14 protein-coding genes and 1 tRNA gene are annotated in these 16,874 nt (G+C 56.4%); 11 read left to right on the top strand and 4 right to left on the bottom strand.

The genetic code is table 11. From position 1 onward, the window contains the following. The first annotated feature begins 110 nt into the window (after nt 1–110). The 7 genes from JMF94_RS10590 to JMF94_RS10560 all read left to right on the top strand — a co-directional run bounded on the left by JMF94_RS10590 (nt 111) and on the right by JMF94_RS10560 (nt 6,722). Nucleotides 111–1,070: a SurA N-terminal domain-containing protein gene (locus JMF94_RS10590; RefSeq protein ID WP_276612906.1), complete on the top strand. Its 960-nt coding sequence runs from the start codon at nt 111–113 to the stop codon at nt 1,068–1,070. Between the two features lie 81 nt (nt 1,071–1,151). Then, entirely contained in the window at nt 1,152–2,189 is a 1,038-nt protein-coding gene (locus JMF94_RS10585) for a helix-turn-helix domain-containing protein (protein ID WP_240825063.1), read from the top strand. Beyond that, the gene (locus JMF94_RS10580) at nt 2,186–2,938 is read left to right on the top strand and encodes a DNA repair protein RecO C-terminal domain-containing protein (protein WP_240825062.1); all 753 of its coding nucleotides are present in this window, start codon (nt 2,186–2,188) and stop codon (nt 2,936–2,938) included. Before JMF94_RS10585 ends, JMF94_RS10580 begins: the two co-directional genes overlap by 4 nt. Before the next feature lie 109 nt (nt 2,939–3,047). Continuing rightward, nucleotides 3,048–3,926, top strand: coding sequence for a glycine--tRNA ligase subunit alpha (glyQ, locus tag JMF94_RS10575; RefSeq protein WP_240825061.1), 879 nt, complete (start codon nt 3,048–3,050; stop codon nt 3,924–3,926). A 3-nt stretch (nt 3,927–3,929) separates the two neighbouring features. Continuing rightward, the gene (gene glyS, locus JMF94_RS10570) at nt 3,930–6,014 is read left to right on the top strand and encodes a glycine--tRNA ligase subunit beta (RefSeq protein ID WP_240825060.1); all 2,085 of its coding nucleotides are present in this window, start codon (nt 3,930–3,932) and stop codon (nt 6,012–6,014) included. A 198-nt stretch (nt 6,015–6,212) separates the two neighbouring features. Continuing rightward, nucleotides 6,213–6,479 carry a 30S ribosomal protein S20 gene (gene rpsT / locus JMF94_RS10565; RefSeq protein WP_240825059.1) on the top strand — a complete coding sequence of 89 codons (267 nt, stop codon included), beginning with the start codon at nt 6,213–6,215 and terminating at the stop codon, nt 6,477–6,479. 166 nt (nt 6,480–6,645) lie between these two features. Beyond that, nucleotides 6,646–6,722 (top strand) — tRNA-Arg (locus JMF94_RS10560). Nucleotides 6,723–7,147: 425 nt separating this feature from the next. Here the strand turns inward: JMF94_RS10560 and JMF94_RS10555 are convergent. Then, nucleotides 7,148–7,819, bottom strand: coding sequence for a Crp/Fnr family transcriptional regulator (locus JMF94_RS10555; protein ID WP_240825058.1), 672 nt, complete (start codon nt 7,817–7,819; stop codon nt 7,148–7,150). 218 nt (nt 7,820–8,037) lie between these two features. Here JMF94_RS10555 and JMF94_RS10550 point away from each other — a divergent pair, with 218 nt between their 5' ends. From JMF94_RS10550 to JMF94_RS10535, 4 genes are all read left to right on the top strand, one after another. Then, a complete protein-coding gene (locus JMF94_RS10550; RefSeq protein ID WP_240825057.1) occupies nt 8,038–9,486 on the top strand; it encodes an aryl-sulfate sulfotransferase in 1,449 nt (482 codons plus the stop codon). 92 nt (nt 9,487–9,578) lie between these two features. Continuing rightward, a complete protein-coding gene (locus tag JMF94_RS10545) occupies nt 9,579–10,979 on the top strand; it encodes an SLC13 family permease (RefSeq protein WP_240825056.1) in 1,401 nt (466 codons plus the stop codon). A 27-nt stretch (nt 10,980–11,006) separates the two neighbouring features. Beyond that, on the top strand, nt 11,007–12,593 hold the full coding sequence (locus JMF94_RS10540; protein WP_240825055.1) for an outer membrane homotrimeric porin: 1,587 nt from the start codon (nt 11,007–11,009) through the stop codon (nt 12,591–12,593). A gap of 40 nt (nt 12,594–12,633) precedes the next feature. Further along, entirely contained in the window at nt 12,634–14,001 is a 1,368-nt protein-coding gene (locus tag JMF94_RS10535; RefSeq protein ID WP_240825054.1) for an aryl-sulfate sulfotransferase, read from the top strand. 204 nt (nt 14,002–14,205) lie between these two features. On the opposite strand, the gene gcvH is transcribed toward JMF94_RS10535, so the two are convergent. Genes gcvH through JMF94_RS10520 form a run of 3 tightly spaced genes read right to left on the bottom strand, consistent with a single transcriptional unit; the run spans nt 14,206 to nt 16,816 of the window. Beyond that, nucleotides 14,206–14,586, bottom strand: a complete 381-nt coding sequence (gene gcvH / locus JMF94_RS10530; RefSeq protein ID WP_240825053.1) for a glycine cleavage system protein GcvH — start codon at nt 14,584–14,586, stop codon at nt 14,206–14,208. A gap of 25 nt (nt 14,587–14,611) precedes the next feature. Further along, complete coding sequence (locus tag JMF94_RS10525; RefSeq protein ID WP_240825052.1) at nt 14,612–15,985, bottom strand: FAD-dependent oxidoreductase; 1,374 nt, start codon at nt 15,983–15,985, stop codon at nt 14,612–14,614. A gap of 9 nt (nt 15,986–15,994) precedes the next feature. Further along, nucleotides 15,995–16,816: a glutaredoxin family protein gene (locus tag JMF94_RS10520; protein WP_240825051.1), complete on the bottom strand. Its 822-nt coding sequence runs from the start codon at nt 16,814–16,816 to the stop codon at nt 15,995–15,997. Between the last annotated feature and the right edge of the window lie 58 nt (nt 16,817–16,874).

The raw sequence follows: 16,874 nt of genomic DNA, 5'->3' as shown, positions 1-16,874 counted from the left end.
TTGCATGCAACGTGCCCCGGCTACTGGCTGGCTGATGGCTGCGGGTGCAGCCGTTGCATTGCATGTTGCGCTGGATTGGGATATAATTTTACAGATAAAGCGCGGAATTTTTGCGCGCAAGCAGGGAGTATAACGTGAGAAAAACGCTTATTTTGGCGCTGGTTATCTGTTTTATGACCGCTTTTGGCGCTCAGGCCGCACAGATCAACAAGGTGGCGGCCGTGGTGAACGGTCAGGTTATCACCATGTTTGACCTGCAGAAAAACGCTGTTCCTGATCTTATGCGGGCGCGTATCAATCCCAACGATCCCGCCCAGGCCAAGGCCGTGGACGCCGTGCTGCGCAAGGCGCTGGACGGCATGATCATGGATATTCTGGTTGCGCAGGAAGCCAAGCGTCTCAAAATTTCCATTTCTTCTTCTGAAATTGACAGCGAAATCACCAAGATCATGAAGGCGAACAACCTTACTAAACAGCAGTTTGAAGAACGCCTGGCCCAACAAAAGACCAGTGTTAGCGAACTGCGTGGCAATATTGAAAAAGGTTTGATTCGCCAGCGTGTTATGGCAATGGAAGTGGGTCGCCGGGTTGTTGTGACCCCCGATGAGATCAAGGCCTACTACGATGCGCACAAGGACACCCTGTATGACCGCTCAGGTCTGCACATGGCCCTTCTGGTGTATCATCCCAATGCCAATGCTGCGGCCTTGGCTGCGCAGATCAAGTCTGGCGCGGTTTCGTTTGAGGAAGTGGCGCGCAAGTATTCCATCGCTCCCAATAAGGAAAACGGCGGCGACATGGGCCCCGTGGTGTGGGACAAGCTCAACCCCGAGTGGGAAGCCCGCCTCAACAGCATGAAACCCGGCGATGTAACGGAGATTTTTGAACTTCAGGGCCGCAAGGCGCAGGTGCGCCTGTACCGCCCTGGCGGCGGTGAACTCAAGATGCTCACCTTTGAGCAGGCCAAGCCGATGATCGACGGCATCCTGCGCCAGCCCAAGGCCATGGAGCGTTTTGAGGACTACACCAACCAGCTTCGCAGTCGGGCCGTTATTGATATCAGAATGTAGCAGGGCCGCCACGGGTGGTTCCGGCTTTTTGCTGGCAACCGCCGCCCCCTCGGGGCGGCAAGACCATTATCGAGGCTTTTCATGACCTTAGTGGAATTGGGCGCTGCTTTGCGCGTTGAGCGCGAAAAGCGGGGTCTGGACATGGAAGATGCGGCAAACAGGCTGAAAATCAGCGCCCGTCTTCTGCGCGCTTTGGAGGAAGGGGACGAGACGTCCTTGCCCCCTCTGGCGTACACCAAGGGGTTTATCCGTTCATACGCGTCCTATGTTGGCCTTTCGGCTGAGGAAGTCAGTGAGGCGCTTGGGGCGCTTGAGGCTGCTTCTGAACCCGTTGCGCCGCAAAATGTTTATGAGCCCGAGATGGTTCTCACCCCGAGGCGCAATCTCAAGCCCATTCTGGCCGGGCTTTTCATGGTGTGCGTGGTCGCTGTGGTGATGGTTGCCTGGCAACAGGGGGTATTTGACTTCCTGAGTCGGCAGACGCGCCGTCTGGCGCAGCCTGCCCCCTTGCAGAGCGCCGAGTCTGTTGACCCCGGCAATCTGGCCAGTCGGCCTTCCGCCCCTGCTGCTCCCTCTCAGGGACAGACTCCGGCTCCGGCGGTTGTCAGCCAGCCGCAAAGTGCTGCTGCTCCTGCACTGGGACAGGCTCCGGCCCAGGCGACTGTGCAAAGCTCCGCGCAAACTTCGGCGCAGGCTTCGGCCCCATCGGCGGGTCAGCCTGTCCAGCCTGCTGCCCCTGGTCTGCCCCCGGTGCGCGGCACTGCCGCAAACGCGCCGACTGCTGGTGCGCCCGCTTCAACGGCTCCAGCTACTCCGGCGGCCTCTGCCGCTGCGCCCGCTGCCGCTTCGCAGAGCAGTGACGTGCCCGTAGGCGCTCACAAGCTGATTATCACCGCTACAGAAGAATGCTGGATTCACTCCAGCGCTGACAAGACCGACACTCGCCAGTTTTCTCTGCATAAGGGCGATACTTTTGCCCTCACGTTCAGCAAGAGCCTGGAATTGAAGCTCGGCAACGCTGGCGGTGTGCGCCTGCGGTATGACGGTGAAGAACTGCCCCCGGCGGGGCAGAGCGGCCAGGTGCGCAACCTGGTGTTTCCCCCTGCGGACAGGCCATGACCGAATGGGCAGATCACGCGCTTGTGCTGCGAATCGGGCACTTTCGCGAATCAGATCTGTGGCTGAAAATGCTTTGTCGCAAACACGGCCTGCTGACGCTGTTCGCCTTTGGTGGCAGCCGCAGCAGGCGTCGTTTTTGCGGCTGCCTGGATGTACTCAACAGCCTGCATTGCAGGGTAAAGGCCTCGGGGCGCGGTAGCTTTCTCAACCTTGAGGAAGCCGTGCTGCTGGGCGGGCCGCAAAGCTTGCGCGGCAACTGGCGGCGCATGGGGCTGGCGGCCAACTGCCTGCGGTTTGTGGAAGCGCTTGGCGTCAATGACGAAGGCGCGGACGAGGCCTTTCTGCTGGTTGAAGATTTGCGCAAGACGCTGGAAGAAGCGGAAAACGTGCCTTCGCTGTTGCCCCTGTTTTTCCGCCTGCGGTTTGCTGGTGTTTTGGGGTTTGCGCCTGACCTGGGCAGGTGCGGCACCTGCGGCGCAGTCATAACCGGCCCCGCGCAGTTTGTGGTTGACGAGGCCCAGTTGCGTTGCCCGTCGTGCCGCGCGACAACGGGGCCAGCACGGTATGGCGTGGAGCTGGGCGCGTCCGGGCTTGACCTTTTGCGTCATGTGCAGCAAGAATTTCCCTCCGGCTGGCATGCGGAAGAACTGCCTGTGGCAGATCGGCGCGCGTGCGCCAAGGTTATTGATGGTTTTGTGCAATATCACCTGGGTCTCTCGTGGGAAGGGGGCTACTTTCGCCACGTGTGACCGTGTTTGCGCCGAAATTTTCGATTCGGTTTGGGATGGTTTGGGGCGGCGTTATTAATGAACAGCCGCGCGTATGCGTCTGAAAAAGGCTACGAACAAAGGACAGCGCATGTATTTTCAGGATGTCATTTTAACTTTGCAGAACTACTGGGCCAACCAGGGTTGCGTCATCGAACAGCCTTCGGGTGTGGAATGCGGTGCCGGTACGTTCAACCCCAACACGTTTTTGAGGGTTATTGGGCCGGAACCGTGGAGTGTGGCCTATGTGGAGCCCTCCCGCCGTCCTACTGATGGCCGCTACGGCGAAAATCCCAACCGCCTGCAACGGTATTTCCAGTTTCAGGTGATCATGAAGCCCTCGCCGGACAACGTGCAGGATCTGTATCTGCAAAGCCTCAAGGCGCTGGGTATCAACCCCGCGCAGCACGACATCCGCTTTGTGGAGGACGACTGGGAATCCCCCACACTCGGCGCCTGGGGCCTTGGCTGGGAAGTGTGGCTCAATGGTATGGAAGTGAGCCAGTTCACCTATTTTCAGCAGGTGGGTGGCATTGACCTTTCGCCCATCAGCGTGGAACTGACCTACGGCCTTGAGCGCCTTACCATGTATTTGCAAGGCGTTGAATCCGTGTATGATCTGGCCTGGAACAAAAACGTCACCTACGGCCACATCTACCACCAGAATGAAGTGGAGCAGTCACGCCACAACTTTGAAGCCAGCAATCCTGAAATGCTGTTGCGGCATTTCAGCGATTTTGAAGGGCAGTGCAAAGCCCTGCTTGAGCTGGGATTGCCCTGGCCTGCCTATGATTATTGCCTCAAGTGCTCGCATACATTCAATCTTCTGGACGCCAGAGGAGCCATCTCCATCACAGAACGCACCGGCTACATAGGCAGGGTGCGCGCCCTGGCGGCTGGAGTGGCGCGACTGTACGCAGCCCAGCGTGAAGAACTGGGCTATCCCATGCTCAAAAAGGATGCGAGGTAAGCCGTGGCGACCTTTGTGCTTGAAATCGGCAGCGAAGAGTTGCCTTCCCGTTTTCTGGCCCCCGAAGAAGGGGAGCTGGCCTCACGTTTTAGCGGCGCTTTGGACGAAGCCGGGCTTGAATACGGCGCGCTGCGCGTCATGAGCACGCCCCGGCGCGCGGTGGTGATTGTTGAAGACCTCAACCCCGTGCAGGTGGAGAAGGAAGAGGTCGTCTCCGGCCCGCCCGCGCGCGTGGCCTATGACGCTGAAGGCAAGCCCACAAAAGCCCTTGAGGGGTTTGTGCGCACCAATGCCTGCGCTCTTGAAGACGTTTTTCGGGTGGAAACGGACAAGGGCGAATACGTGGCCGTGCGCAAACGCACCGGCGGCGCGTCCGCAGCTGGTTTGCTTGCGGATATCTGCCCCACGGTGATTACCGCGCTTTCATTCCAGAAGCGCATGCACTGGGGTTCATATTCGCTGGCCTATGCCCGCCCGTTGCGCTGGATACTGGCGCTGCTTGATGATGCCGTGGTGCCCTTTACTGTTGGCCCCATGACCTCAGGCCGTGAGACCAGCGGCCACCGCATCCACGGCGCTGGCCCCTTTGCCGTGGCGCATGCCAATGAATTTCTGGCCACCCTCGCCGGGCCTTGCGCTGTTACCATTGATCCTGCCCAACGCCGCAACGTCATTATTGAGGGCGGCAATGCCCAGGCGGCTGCCGCTGGCGGCAAAGTGCTGTGGAAAGACAGCCTGCTGGACGAAGTGCAGGGCCTTGCCGAGCACCCGGTGCCGCTGCTGGCCGATTTTGATCCCGCCTATCTTGAGGTGCCGCGCGAAGTGCTGCTTACCAGCATGGAAAGCCACCAGAAGAGCTTTGGCATTGAAGGTGCCAATGGCGAACTGCTGCCGCATTTTCTCACCGTGCTGAACATCACCCCCGAAGATATGGGCGTGGTCAAGCGCGGCTGGGAACGCGTGCTGCGCGCCCGGCTTGAAGACGCCCGCTTTTTCTGGCAGGCCGACCTGCGCGATACCTTTGACCACTGGCTGCAAAAGCTGGATACGGTCATTTTTATCGGCGGGCTTGGCAGCATGGGCGACAAAACCCGCAGGCTTGAGGCTTTGTGCCGCTGGCTTGCCGAAAGCTGCGCGCCCGAACTTGCCGACGATGCCGCGCGCGCCGGGCGCCTTTCAAAGGCGGATCTGGTGAGCGGCCTTGTGGGAGAGTTTGATACCCTTCAGGGTATCATGGGCGGCATCTATGCTGGCCGCAAAGGAGAAAGCAAGGCCGTGGCCGAAGCTCTGGGCGAACAGTATCTGCCCGCCGGGCCGGATTCTCCGCTGCCCAAGAGCCTCGCAGGCGCGCTGCTCTCTATGGCGGATAAGGCCGACACTCTCGCAGGCTGCTTTGGCCTTGGCATGATCCCCACTGGCGCTGCCGACCCCAACGGCCTGCGGCGTTGCGCGCTGGGCATCATCCGTATCATGCTTGAGTTCGGTCTTGCGGTTGACGTGCGACAGTTCTTTGCCATGGCGCAACAGCTTTATGGTGATCGCCAGTGGAAGCTCGCCCCGCACGATGCTCTGGACAAGCTCATGGAATTTTTTGCTGCGCGTTTGCGCAACTATTTCATGAGTCAGGGACAGGACACGCTGCTGGTGGATGCGGCCCTTGGCGCGGGCGCGGAAGATGTGAAAGACTGCGGCGCACGCCTTGCGGCGCTGGCGGCATTTAGCCAGGCGGCGGACTATGAAGCTGCGGTGCAGACCTTCAAGCGCGTTGCCAATATTCTGCGCAAACAGGGGCAGACTGAGGAACTTTCTGACCACTGGGATCCCGCCTTGCTGCGTGAAGACGCAGAAAAAGCGCTGGCATCCACACTGGAAGAAATGTTGCCTCGCCTTGATGCTCTGTGGGCCGCCCACGACCATGCCGCTGCGCTGGCCTGCCTGAGTGCGGTACGCCCCGCTGTGGACGCATTCTTTGCAGGTGTGATGGTTATGTGCGATGATGCGGATCTGCGCCGCAACAGATTGAGCATGCTGCACGGCCTTGGCTCGCGGTTTGCGCGTCTGGCCGATTTTTCTGCTTTGCAGATGTAGGTTGTGTAACGGTTTTGCCGGAGGTGTGGGGCGCTTTTGACGGTTCCCCGCATCTTCAAACAAGAAAATATTTGATAAAAAGACACGATTGCTTGACAGCTAATCGTGCCAGTGGTAAGAACCCTTCTTCGCGACAACGCGCTAACTTTTGTTTTCATGGCTTGCGCGGGCAAGCCCAACATATGTGGAGGATTCAAAGTGGCCAACCATAAGTCAGCCCTCAAGCGTCACAAGCAGAGCTTGCAGCGGGCAGGCCGCAATCGCGCCGCCCGTACCCGCGTGAAGAATGCCATCAAGCAGGTTCGCGCCGCCATCCAGAGCAACGAACAGGGCCAGGCCAGCGAAGCCCTGTCCAACGCCACTTCCGTGCTTGCCAAGGCTGCCGGTAAGGGCGCCATGCACTGGAAGAAAGCCGCACGCAAGATTTCGCGTCTGGCTCATGCCGTTAACGGCATCAGCGCTTAGTAGTTTTCTTTACTGGTTTGAGGCGTGCTTGCCCTAGGGGCGAGCACATTCCCTTACGGGAAGTTGCAGAAAATAATTTTTAACAAGTTCACAGGCTTTTCAAAAAATATTTTGAAAAAAAGCTTGACGGCGACTGTGACTTGAGTTAGTTTCCTCTTCGTTGAACGCGCTCGTAGCTCAGCTGGATAGAGCAACAGGCTACGAACCTGTAGGTCAGGAGTTCGAATCTCTTCGGGCGCACCATTAAAATCAAGCCCTTACGGTGATTAACCGTAAGGGCTTTTTTGCGTCTTGCTCACTTTTAGCTATATTTTAGGGCTCTACACCAAAGACGGGGGCAACCCGCTTCAGCGAACACTCAATTCGCTCATTCATTCAGTTGCGGTGTAGCTGGGGAGAGTGTTGAGCACTCATCCTGAAAAACTTGCGTGGAAACAATTTCCCGCAAGGCTGTGATCAATTCCCACTAATCTCACTGGCAATCATACTAATGCCCAGCTTTCTTTCACAAACGGCGGGTTGTGCGCGGCACTGCACCCTGCCGAAATGCGAGAGCGTCTCATGCTTTTACCCGAAGGCTGCCCAATCTGACGCGTATATCTCCGGGTATCAGAATTTGACGCACCCCCTCACCGAAAATGATTTCCCTTTCTCTGTGCTGGAGCACATTAACTCCCTGCCAGCATAAAAAATTCTTCAGGCCGCAGAATTGTTACGGTTTTGCCGGAGAATGGTCCAAAGAGGCCGCTTTCTTCCTGCTGCCGCAATATCTTGTACAAAGAAATTCTGTGTACACCCAAAAGGCTGGCCATCTCCTGTTTGGAGACGCCCATATCGGCCGTAAGGGGATCGCTGCCGGGGATTATGTGCTGCGCCAAGAACTTGCATGTACGCACAAGTACGTTATCGAGGTACAGAGACGAAGCCTGATTTGAGAGCACCCGTAATTTGCGGGACATGGAGCACAACAGGTTGATGAGCAGATGGGGATAGTCCTTGCAGATTTCTTCTACATTTTCAGCAGTAAAAGCATAACTCACGCAGCTTGTTGAGCATGAAAAATAACTCTCGGCAGGCATGGGATCAAAGAAAGGCGTTTCGCCAAAAACGCAACCCTCGTGAATATACCAGAGGATTTTTTCCACCCCTTCCAAATTCTGATTCGTCAGCCGAACCCTACCTCGATCTAAAAAGTACAATTCCCGCCCAAATTGTACGCGATGGCCCTTGGGCCAAACAAGTTTTCGCCCCAGATGCAATACAGAACGCCAGCTGGAATTCATTTCGCGCATTTCCTTGAAGGCCAGGCTGCGTCCACAATTGATGCCGCGTTTTTCCATGTTGCCTCCTTAGAACAGTTGACCTGGCTTTCTGATAACAGGTTTTTATTTCAAAATGCAATTAATTGTGAAAAATGTTGCAAATGAAACACACGCCGTGGCTGAATCCGTACTATTCTGCCCCATAGAGTGGATCAAATACCTTGCGCGCTGTTCTTTGTGCTTCTGCCGGAGATTGCCGCATTCCGCAAACATTAATTGGCTTGGAGGAATTTAATATGGGCCATCCAACAATTTATCCCACTGGCGTTACCATATTCAAACCCGAAAAATGCTGGGGTGGGTACACTATTTTTCAAGCGCAGGAAGTAGGCGCAGTGCTTATGGATATGAATGGACATGAAATAAATGTCTGGAAGGGTGTTCACGGAATGCCCAATAAAATTTTCCCTGGCGGATATCTTGTGACAAGCAGGGGACGCCGCAGTGGCAAATTCAGTGTGCAGGACGGCCTTGATGTTGTCCAGGTTGACTGGGACGGCAACATCGTATGGAAATTCGACCAGAATGAATTTGTTGAAGATCCTGGTTACCCTGGACGCTGGCTCGCGCGTTATCACCACGACTTCCAGCGCGAAGGCAACCCCGTGGGCTACTATGCACCTGGCATGGAACCCAAGGTGCTTGAAGGCAAAACCCTTATCCTGGCGCACCGCAATGTGCGAAATAGCGCAATCAGCGACAAGCAGTTGCTTGATGATTTGATCCTTGAAGTGGACTGGGAAGGAAACATTCTCTGGGAGTGGTCGTGCAACGAGCATTTTGACGAAATGGGCTTCCGCGAAGGCCCCAAAAACACGCTTTGCCGCAACCCCAATTACCGCCCGACCCAGCCCGAAGGCATGGGTGACTGGATGCACATCAACTCCATGTCTGTGCTTGGCCCCAACAAGTGGTACGACGCTGGCGATGAGCGTTTTCATCCCGACAATATCATTGTTGATGGGCGCGAGGCCAACATCATCTTCATCATCAGCAAGAAGACCGGAAAAATCACCTGGAAGATCGGGCCGGACTACGACACCTCCCCCGAGCTCAAGGCCATAGGCTGGATCATTGGTCAGCACCATGCGCACATGGTGCCGCACGGGCTGCCGGGCGCTGGCAACATCCTGGTTTTCGACAACGGTGGATGGGGCGGCTACGACGTGCCCAATCCCGGCTCCCCCACAGGCGTAAAAGCCGCCCTGCGCGACCATTCCCGCGTTCTTGAGATAGACCCTGTTTCTCTCAAGATTGTCTGGCAGTACACCCCCAAGGAAGCCGGATTTCTTGAACCCATGGACAGCAACCGCTTCTACAGCCCCTTCATCAGCGGTATGCAGCGCCTGCCCAACGGCAATACCCTCATCACCGAGGGGTCTGACGGGCGCGTATTCGAGGTTACCCCCAACCACGAAATAGTGTGGGAATTCATTTCACCTTACTGGGGGAAACATGTGCCCATGAACATGACCTACCGCGCATACCGAGTGCCTTACGAATGGGTGCCGCAGGTGGCAAAGCCAGTAGAAACGCCGATTGAACCGCTGAATGTTTCCACCTTCCGTGTGCCTGGAGCCGCCGCAGCCGGAGATCGCGCCAAAGAAGTGACCGTTGAGGGCTGCCAGCCATACGAAGGCAGTAACGCGCTCTGCGTGGCTTCTGTGGAAGATCCCAAGGGTTAGCTTTAGAGAAATTTCGCTTTGAAGTGATTCCGGGTTCGCCTCTGCCCAGTAGCGGGGCGAACCCGAGATCCCCGCTTTCACAGGAGATCATCATGATTATCAAGACTTCAGACATGACGCCCGGGCTGCTTGCCAAATGGGGCATCAATCTGGCGCTCCCCCTAGCCTTGTATTTCGTCCTTCCCCGTAGCGAAAGTCTTACTCCCCCCATGATAGCATTTTTGGCGGTCACGCTCTGGGCTGTAATTGCCTGGGCACTGGATACGCTGAACGACATTGCCGTGGGTATCCTGCTACCCATCCTTTACGTACTGCTTTGCAGTACTCCCCAGAAGGTTGTTTTCGCTTCATGGCTTTCCGAGGTGCCGATCATCGTTATTGGTGGTTTCACCTTGGGCAAGATCATTCAGGTGACAGGCCTTGGCAAACGCATTGCCCTGACGTGCGTCAAGCTTACCGGCGGCAGTTTTTCCGGAGCACTTGCAGGCATTACCCTTGGCGCGGCCATTGTTTCTCCTCTTGTACCTTCCATCATGGGCAAGGCAGCAATTTTCTGCGCCGTGGCAGTGAGCCTTTGTGATGCCCTGGATTTCAAGCCCAAAAGCCGCGAAGCCACAGCCGTAGTGCTTGGCACCTGCATTGCCGTTGGGGCAACCAAGCTGGCCTATCTTACAGGGGCAGGCGATCTGGTTATGGGCATGGGCATCGTGGACAAGGTCATGGGCATTCAAACCAGCTGGATTGAATACGCCAAGTTCAACTTCCTTCCCGCCATGTTGTACACGGCCATGTCGCTGGCAATTGTGCTTCTGGTATTGCGCACTTCGGTCAACAAAAATTCGCTGCGCGCCGCAGTGGAGCAGAAGCACGCAGAACTGGGCGATGTCACAGACGAGCAAAAACGGGCCCTTGTTCTTCTTTGCCTCACCCTGGTGCTGCTTGCCACAGACAAACTCCACGGCCTCAGTGCTGGCTCTGTGATGGTTATCATTACGGCCCTGTCCTTCATGCCCGGCATAGGCCTCATGGACGGCAAGCGCATGGCCTCCATTAACTTTGCGCCGCTGTTCTTCATCATGGGCTGCATGGCCATCGGCAGTGCAGGCGGCTTCCTCAAGGTTACGCACTGGCTGGCAGGCCTTGTGTTGCCTCTGTTCAGCGAAACAGGGGCCTGCCTGGCCTCTGTGTGCTCATATGTCGTGGGCGTTGTGTTGAACTTTCTGCTCACACCGCTTGCGGCTACCTCGACCCTCTCTGCCCCCATTACCGAACTCGGTATGCAGATGGGGCTGGATCCGCGCATCCTGTACTTTTCATTCCAGTACGGCCTGGACAACCTGATATTCCCCTACGAATACGCGTTGTATCTCTATTTCTTCAGCTGCGGCTACATCAACTTCAAAGAAATGGCTCTGGTCATGGCTTTACGCATGGTGCTGACGGGCGTGTTTGTGGCCTTTGTGGCCATGCCTTACTGGCGCATGCTTGGATAATAGGAATCGACACAAGGAGGCGGAAGGATGAAAAAGCTGGGCATACTACTTTTGGCAGCAGGATTGCTGCTCGGGAGCGCACATCAATCCAGGGCGGTCGATTTTGACGTCAAGGGAAGCTGGCAGTTTGCCTTTGACTACATCAACGGCGGAAATTTCATGGGAAAGGACCGTAACGGCAACAATGTTGGGGGGCAGCAGTGGGCCGCCATACACCAGCAAAGGGATGAGTTTGAAGCTATCCAGAGGTTGCATCTGCAACTGAATGCCAAGGCTTCTGAGAATCTTGCCGGCACCGTTTTTTTTGAAATTGGCGAACAGCGGTGGGGCATGGCTGCTCAGGGCGGCGCGTTGGGGGCAGACGGCAGCAATGTTGTCAAAGTCAAAAATGCCTATCTCGACTGGGTCGTTCCCAATACTCCGCTGAAGCTGCGCATGGGCCTTCAAGGCATAAAACTCCCCGGATTTGCTCTGGACAGCCCCGTTTTTCAGGACGATGTGGCCGGAATAGCGGCATCCTGGAAAATGAACGATGCCGTCAGCATTACCGGCGTGTGGATGCGCCTGCTCAACGACAACTGGAGCGGTACGACCTCACAGCCTGCCAGTTACATGGATAATTTCGATCTGTTTGCACTGACCGTGCCTGTGGCGGTGGACGGACTCAAAATTACACCCTGGGGCATGGGCGGCGCCATGGGGCCAAACAGCCTCATGCCCGCAACCGTTACCAACATGCCCGGCGGCAGCAAAAAGGTCGCCTTGACCAATCCCATAACCGGGCAGGCTATCGACGGCCTGGAATTACGTGATGGTTTGTACCCGGCGGCTTTCAGCTCCGGCAGGGGCACCTCCAGACTGTGGAACGATGATTACAGCTCCATGTACTGGGGCGGGCTGACCGGGCAGTGGACCAGCTTTGAACCTCTTAGAATTTCTTGGGATTTCATTTATGGCAGCGTTGACCACGGCAAGGAAGACCTGAACCGCCGGGGCTGGTTTGGCATGCTGCTGGCTGAATACGCTTTGGATTGGGGGCTTCCCGGCCTGTACGGCTGGTATTTCAGCGGCGATGACGACAACCCCAACAATGGTTCGGAACGTCTGCCTTACCTTGCTACCACCAATAACCTGACCAACTCGCTCTCCACCTTTGGTTACCGGGGCAATCCCATCATGGGCGGCGGCAAGGGCGTGCTGGGCGTTAACCCCAGTGGCACATGGGGCGTAGGCGCGCGCATCAAGGACGTGAGCATTCTTGATGACTTAAGCCATACCCTGCGCGTCAACTACTTTGGCGGCACCAACGATACAAAAATGGCCTCATACATCACCGGGCGGCATGCCACTGATGCTTCAGGAAGGCAAATCTACCGCAATAACACTGACTTTAACACGTTCGGCACGTATCTCACCACAGCCGATACGGGTATGGAAGTCAACCTCGATAGCAAATACAAGGCAGCGGAAAACCTGACATTTATCCTTGAGCTGGGCTATATCCACCTTTGGCTGGACAATGACGTATGGGGCCACTACCAGAATATCTCTGGTAGTAGCCTTAATGTCAAGGATGCGTGGAAGGCATCGTTTAATGTGATTTATTCATTCTAGGCAGCACAGGTAACAACGCCGTTCACCGGAGGAAATGACCATGAAGTATAGAGCTTCCATTGCTTTTATTGCGGGTTTGCTTGCTCTTGGACTGTCTACTCAAGCGCCAGCCTATGAAGTACATGACGGCCCTACGGGCGTCATCAAGCTTGTGCCCGAAAAAGTTTTTAAGGGGTATACGCTGTTTGCCCCCACGGTTAAAAGTACAACCACGTATCTCATCGATATGAATGGCGATGTTGTACACACGTGGAAGAGCAAGTACCCTCCCGGCCTCTATGCCACGCTGTTGCCCAACGGCAATCTGCTGCGCGCAGCCGCCCCCAAGGATCAACCGGTTAAAATTGGCGGCGCAGGCGGCATTATTGAAGAGATGGACTGGAACGGCAACGTGGTGTGGTCGTACACCATGCTTACGGAAAACGAGATCCAGCACCACTGCTTTGACCGCATGCCTAACGGCAACACCATGATTCTTGGCTGGGAGCGCAAAACTCCCGCCGAATTCCAGGCCAAGGGCCGCAAGCCCGGCACGTGGCCTGAAGAAGTCAAGATCAAGGGGCAGGCCGTGCGCGACTTCTGGGTGGATTTTGTGCGCGAGGTGGACAAAAACGGCAAGACTGTCTGGGAATGGCATGCCTGGGATCATATCGGCACCGGCCCGGATCAACTGGACATCAACTTTGCTCTGCCCACACCTGTGGGGCCGGGATACGACAGCTTTGACTGGTCGCATTTCAACACCTTGCAGTACCTGCCCAAGACCGACCAGATTTTGCTGAATTCACGCAACTTCAGCGAATTTTACATTGTTGACAAAAAGTCCGGCAAAATCGTCAAGCGCTGGGGCAACCCCGCTGCCTACGGCAAGGGGACGCGTCCCGAATGGTACTATGACGGCACCCAGCAGGTTTTTGGTGAACATAACGCCACCATGTTGCCCAACGGCAATGTGCAGATATTCGACAATGGCTCGGAACGCCCCGAGGGCAACCGATCCCGCGTGATCGAGGTCGACCCGACCAGCGGAAAAATTGTTTGGCAGTATGCCGCCAATGGTTCAAACAGCTTCTTCAGCTACCGACAGGGCGCTGCGGAAAGGTTGCCCAACGGCAATGTGCTGGTGACCTCCACGCATCAGGGGCATCTTTTTGAAGTAACCCCCGCAGGCGAGGTTGTTTGGGAATTTGTGAACCCCATTATGGCGGGGCAGGCCAAGCCTGTATTCTCTGACCGTGATGAAGCCGTGCCCAATGCCCACCAGACATTCACCAACATGATCCACAGGGCTTATCGCTATGCCCCGGATTATCCCGGTCTCAAGGGCAAGGATCTGAGCGTCAAAGCTCCGTTGTTGCCCGGCTATCCGAAATTCTTTGAAGTTTGGAAGCCCACTGCAGTAAAATAAAATCCGCTCCATGAAAGTTCACAGCCCCTGAGTCTGTAACAGACCCAGGGGCTGTGCATTTGTGCGCCAAAAATTGTTATTCAGTCAGTTTCGGCAGCGTGGTGAGTGCACATGAAGAAGAACGTTGCTACCGCGTGATAAAAGAATAGCCCCGAAGGGCAATTCTTCGGGGCTATTGCTGGGGGAGCTTAACAATGGGGGCGGTCAGCTTGCCACGGCCTGAGCGTATTCCTCGGCTGTAATGCATCCGCCTTCATCGTGGGCAGTGGGTTGCACCTTTATCAGCCATCCCTGATTGTAGGGATCATCGTTGAGCAGTTCCGGGGCGTCTGCGAGGGCTTCGTTAATGGCCGTAACCTGACCGGAGACGGGCATGATGGCCTCGCTGGTCACTTTTACGGATTCAATGGAAGCGCAGGATTCTCCCTGCCGGAAGCTTGCGCCAACAGCGGGCAGATCAACAAAGATCACCCCGCCCAGTTGATCCTGGGCAAAGTCGGTAATGCCGATGATGCAGGTGCCGTCGGGCTGGCTTTGCGCCCACAGATGTTCTGCATGATATTTTCTGTCGTGAGGAATGTTCACGGTATTCTCCTTGGTGGTCGCCGGGTCAGTTGGATTCCACGCGCACCTTGGGCGCTAGAATGGACATGGACACAATTTCATCCAGCGTGGGATGGGCAAACATGATTTTGTGCAGGTTTTGCGCCGTATAGCCTTCCTTGATCAGCAGCAGGGCCACCATCACAAGGTGCGAAACGCCCGCGCCAACTGCGGCGATGCCTGCAATTTTGCCATCGCTCCAGACTGTTTTGACAAATCCGGCTGTGCCGCCGCTTGCCTGGGCAATGGGATTCAGGGACAGGGCCGCCTGTGAGACTTCCACGTTCTTGCCTTCGCGCAGGAGGGCCTCCGCTGTCTGACCAACGCGCATGACTTCCATTGCCCCGTAAACGCATGAGGGCACCGGGCCGGACTGATATTCTCCGGCGCTTTCGCCCAAGATGCGTTCCGCCACATACACAGCCTGATGTTCCGCAGCGTGGGCCAGCAGCACAAGGCCGTTGATGTCGCCCACGGCGTAGACGTTGGGGGCGGCTTCAAGAAAGGCGTTTGTCTCAACATAGCCGCGCTTGTTGAGATTGCAGCCCCAGTGCTGGGCGTTCAGCCCGGCGGTGTTGGGCGTGCGGCCTACAGCCACCAGAGCCTTGGCTGCGTTGATTACCGTGCCGTCTTCCAGAGTAAGCTGCGCCTGCCCGTCAACAGTGCGCAAATCTTTGGCCCGTGCGCCTTCATGACAGGTTATGCCGTTTTTTTGCAGTGCCCGGCGCAATTCTGCGGCGATATCGGTATCTTCCAGAGGTGCGATGTGGGGCGCAGCCTCCACTATTGTTATCTTGCTGCCCATGGCCGAGAAAAAATCACCAAGTTCAAGGCCGATGGCCCCGGCGCCAATAATGACAAGGCTTTCAGGAACAGATTCAATGCGCAGAAGGTCGGTGCTGTCCAGCACGCAGTCGTGATCGGGCGTCAGGCCGGGAAACGCTGCGGAAGATGACCCGCAGGCCAGAATGATGTGCTGGGCATTCAGATCCGTAGTGCCGTCTTCGGCATGAACGCGCACTGTGCCCGGCGCGATGCCTTCGCCGCGCCCGGTAAAGATCGTCACACCCATGCTGGCAAGGCTTTTGCCAAGCGTTTTGCTCGTCCCCGAGGTGAAGCGGCTCACGCGCGTTTGGAGCGCTGCAAAGTCAACGGCAATTTCGCCCTTGGCTACACGGGTTCGTTGCTGGGCATGCAGAAGCGCCAGTGGGGCCACAGCGCCGAGCAGCATCTTGGTGGGGATGCAACCGCAGTTCAGGCAGGTTCCGCCAAGGTGCGTTTTTTCCACCAGAGCAACGCTCTTGCCTGCCTGGGCAAGAATCCGCGCTGCCGTTGTTCCGCCGGGGCCGCCGCCCAGAATAATGGTATCAAAAGACTGCATGACGCCCCCCTATTTAACGATGTCTGCCTTGAACAGGTGCTGGCGCGAGGCGGAGCGGTACATGAGCAGGTTCTGCTCCGGCAGGGGTTCAAGCCCGCGCATGTCCCACACCATATCCGCCGTGACGGGGGTGATGCTGTAGGGCAGGGTGGGCTGACCGCAAGCTTCGGCTACAAGTTTTGCCGCTGCTGCTGCGTCTTCCCTCTTGGGCCAGTCCCAACCTTCGGTAACGGGCAATGGCATAGCCAGAAAGCGCACCGCGCCATCGGGCGTGGCCTGCACAAGGGCGATGGTTTTTGCCAGTTCTTCCTTGCTGGGCGCACCGCCAAAAATTTTTGTGCTTGCCTCAGGGCCGCCCACAAGATTGCAAACTACGTGCACGTCCTTGATCTTCAGCAGCTTTTCCAGCAGTTCCGGCTTGCGGCCATCGGTCTGCAACCAGACCTGCAAGCCGCCAGCAGCCAGTCGATCAACAAGAACCGCAAAATTATCTTCCTGCCCGGCAGGGCATTGCGAAGGATAAAGCCCCGCAATTTTGCCGTGGAGCATGTCGCTACGGGTTACGCAGGCCTCCAGCGTGTGCCCCGAGAGCAGATAGGCGATAATTTCACCGGAACCCTGCTTGATGACTTCACCATCAGAGAACAGGGGAAATTCCACTCCTTCAGGATTGCGGTAAATGGCCTTGCGGTTTGTGCGGTAGAACGTGTTGAATTCCTGCGCGTCAGCCTTGAAATCTATGGTGTCGTATGCAAGCCCGCGTTCGGCAAGAAAGGCTTTGACGATCTTGCAGCGGATGCAGTCCGGCGCGGTATAAAGGGTTATGCCCATGTGAGCCTCCTGTTACAAAAAAACCGTGAATGCAGATGCGTAAATTCCTGTTTTAGCC

This window comes from Desulfovibrio sp. UIB00 (assembly GCF_022508225.1).
Taxonomy (GTDB): domain Bacteria; phylum Desulfobacterota; class Desulfovibrionia; order Desulfovibrionales; family Desulfovibrionaceae; genus Desulfovibrio.
Note: the sequence above shows the minus strand (reverse complement) of the source record. Positions and strands in the feature narration are given on the sequence as shown.

Excerpts from the sequence above, each read along its gene's own strand:
- JMF94_RS10585 (WP_240825063.1), top strand. The coding sequence starts at position 1,152 with ATGACCTTAGTGGAATTGGGCGCTGCTTTGCGCGTTGAGCGCGAAAAG.
- JMF94_RS10580 (WP_240825062.1), top strand. The coding sequence starts at position 2,186 with ATGACCGAATGGGCAGATCACGCGCTTGTGCTGCGAATCGGGCACTTT.
- glyQ (WP_240825061.1), top strand. The coding sequence starts at position 3,048 with ATGTATTTTCAGGATGTCATTTTAACTTTGCAGAACTACTGGGCCAAC.
- JMF94_RS10555 (WP_240825058.1), bottom strand. The coding sequence starts at position 7,819 with ATGGAAAAACGCGGCATCAATTGTGGACGCAGCCTGGCCTTCAAGGAA.
- JMF94_RS10550 (WP_240825057.1), top strand. The coding sequence starts at position 8,038 with ATGGGCCATCCAACAATTTATCCCACTGGCGTTACCATATTCAAACCC.
- JMF94_RS10545 (WP_240825056.1), top strand. The coding sequence starts at position 9,579 with ATGATTATCAAGACTTCAGACATGACGCCCGGGCTGCTTGCCAAATGG.
- JMF94_RS10540 (WP_240825055.1), top strand. The coding sequence starts at position 11,007 with ATGAAAAAGCTGGGCATACTACTTTTGGCAGCAGGATTGCTGCTCGGG.
- JMF94_RS10535 (WP_240825054.1), top strand. The coding sequence starts at position 12,634 with ATGAAGTATAGAGCTTCCATTGCTTTTATTGCGGGTTTGCTTGCTCTT.
- JMF94_RS10525 (WP_240825052.1), bottom strand. The coding sequence starts at position 15,985 with ATGCAGTCTTTTGATACCATTATTCTGGGCGGCGGCCCCGGCGGAACA.
- JMF94_RS10520 (WP_240825051.1), bottom strand. The coding sequence starts at position 16,816 with ATGGGCATAACCCTTTATACCGCGCCGGACTGCATCCGCTGCAAGATC.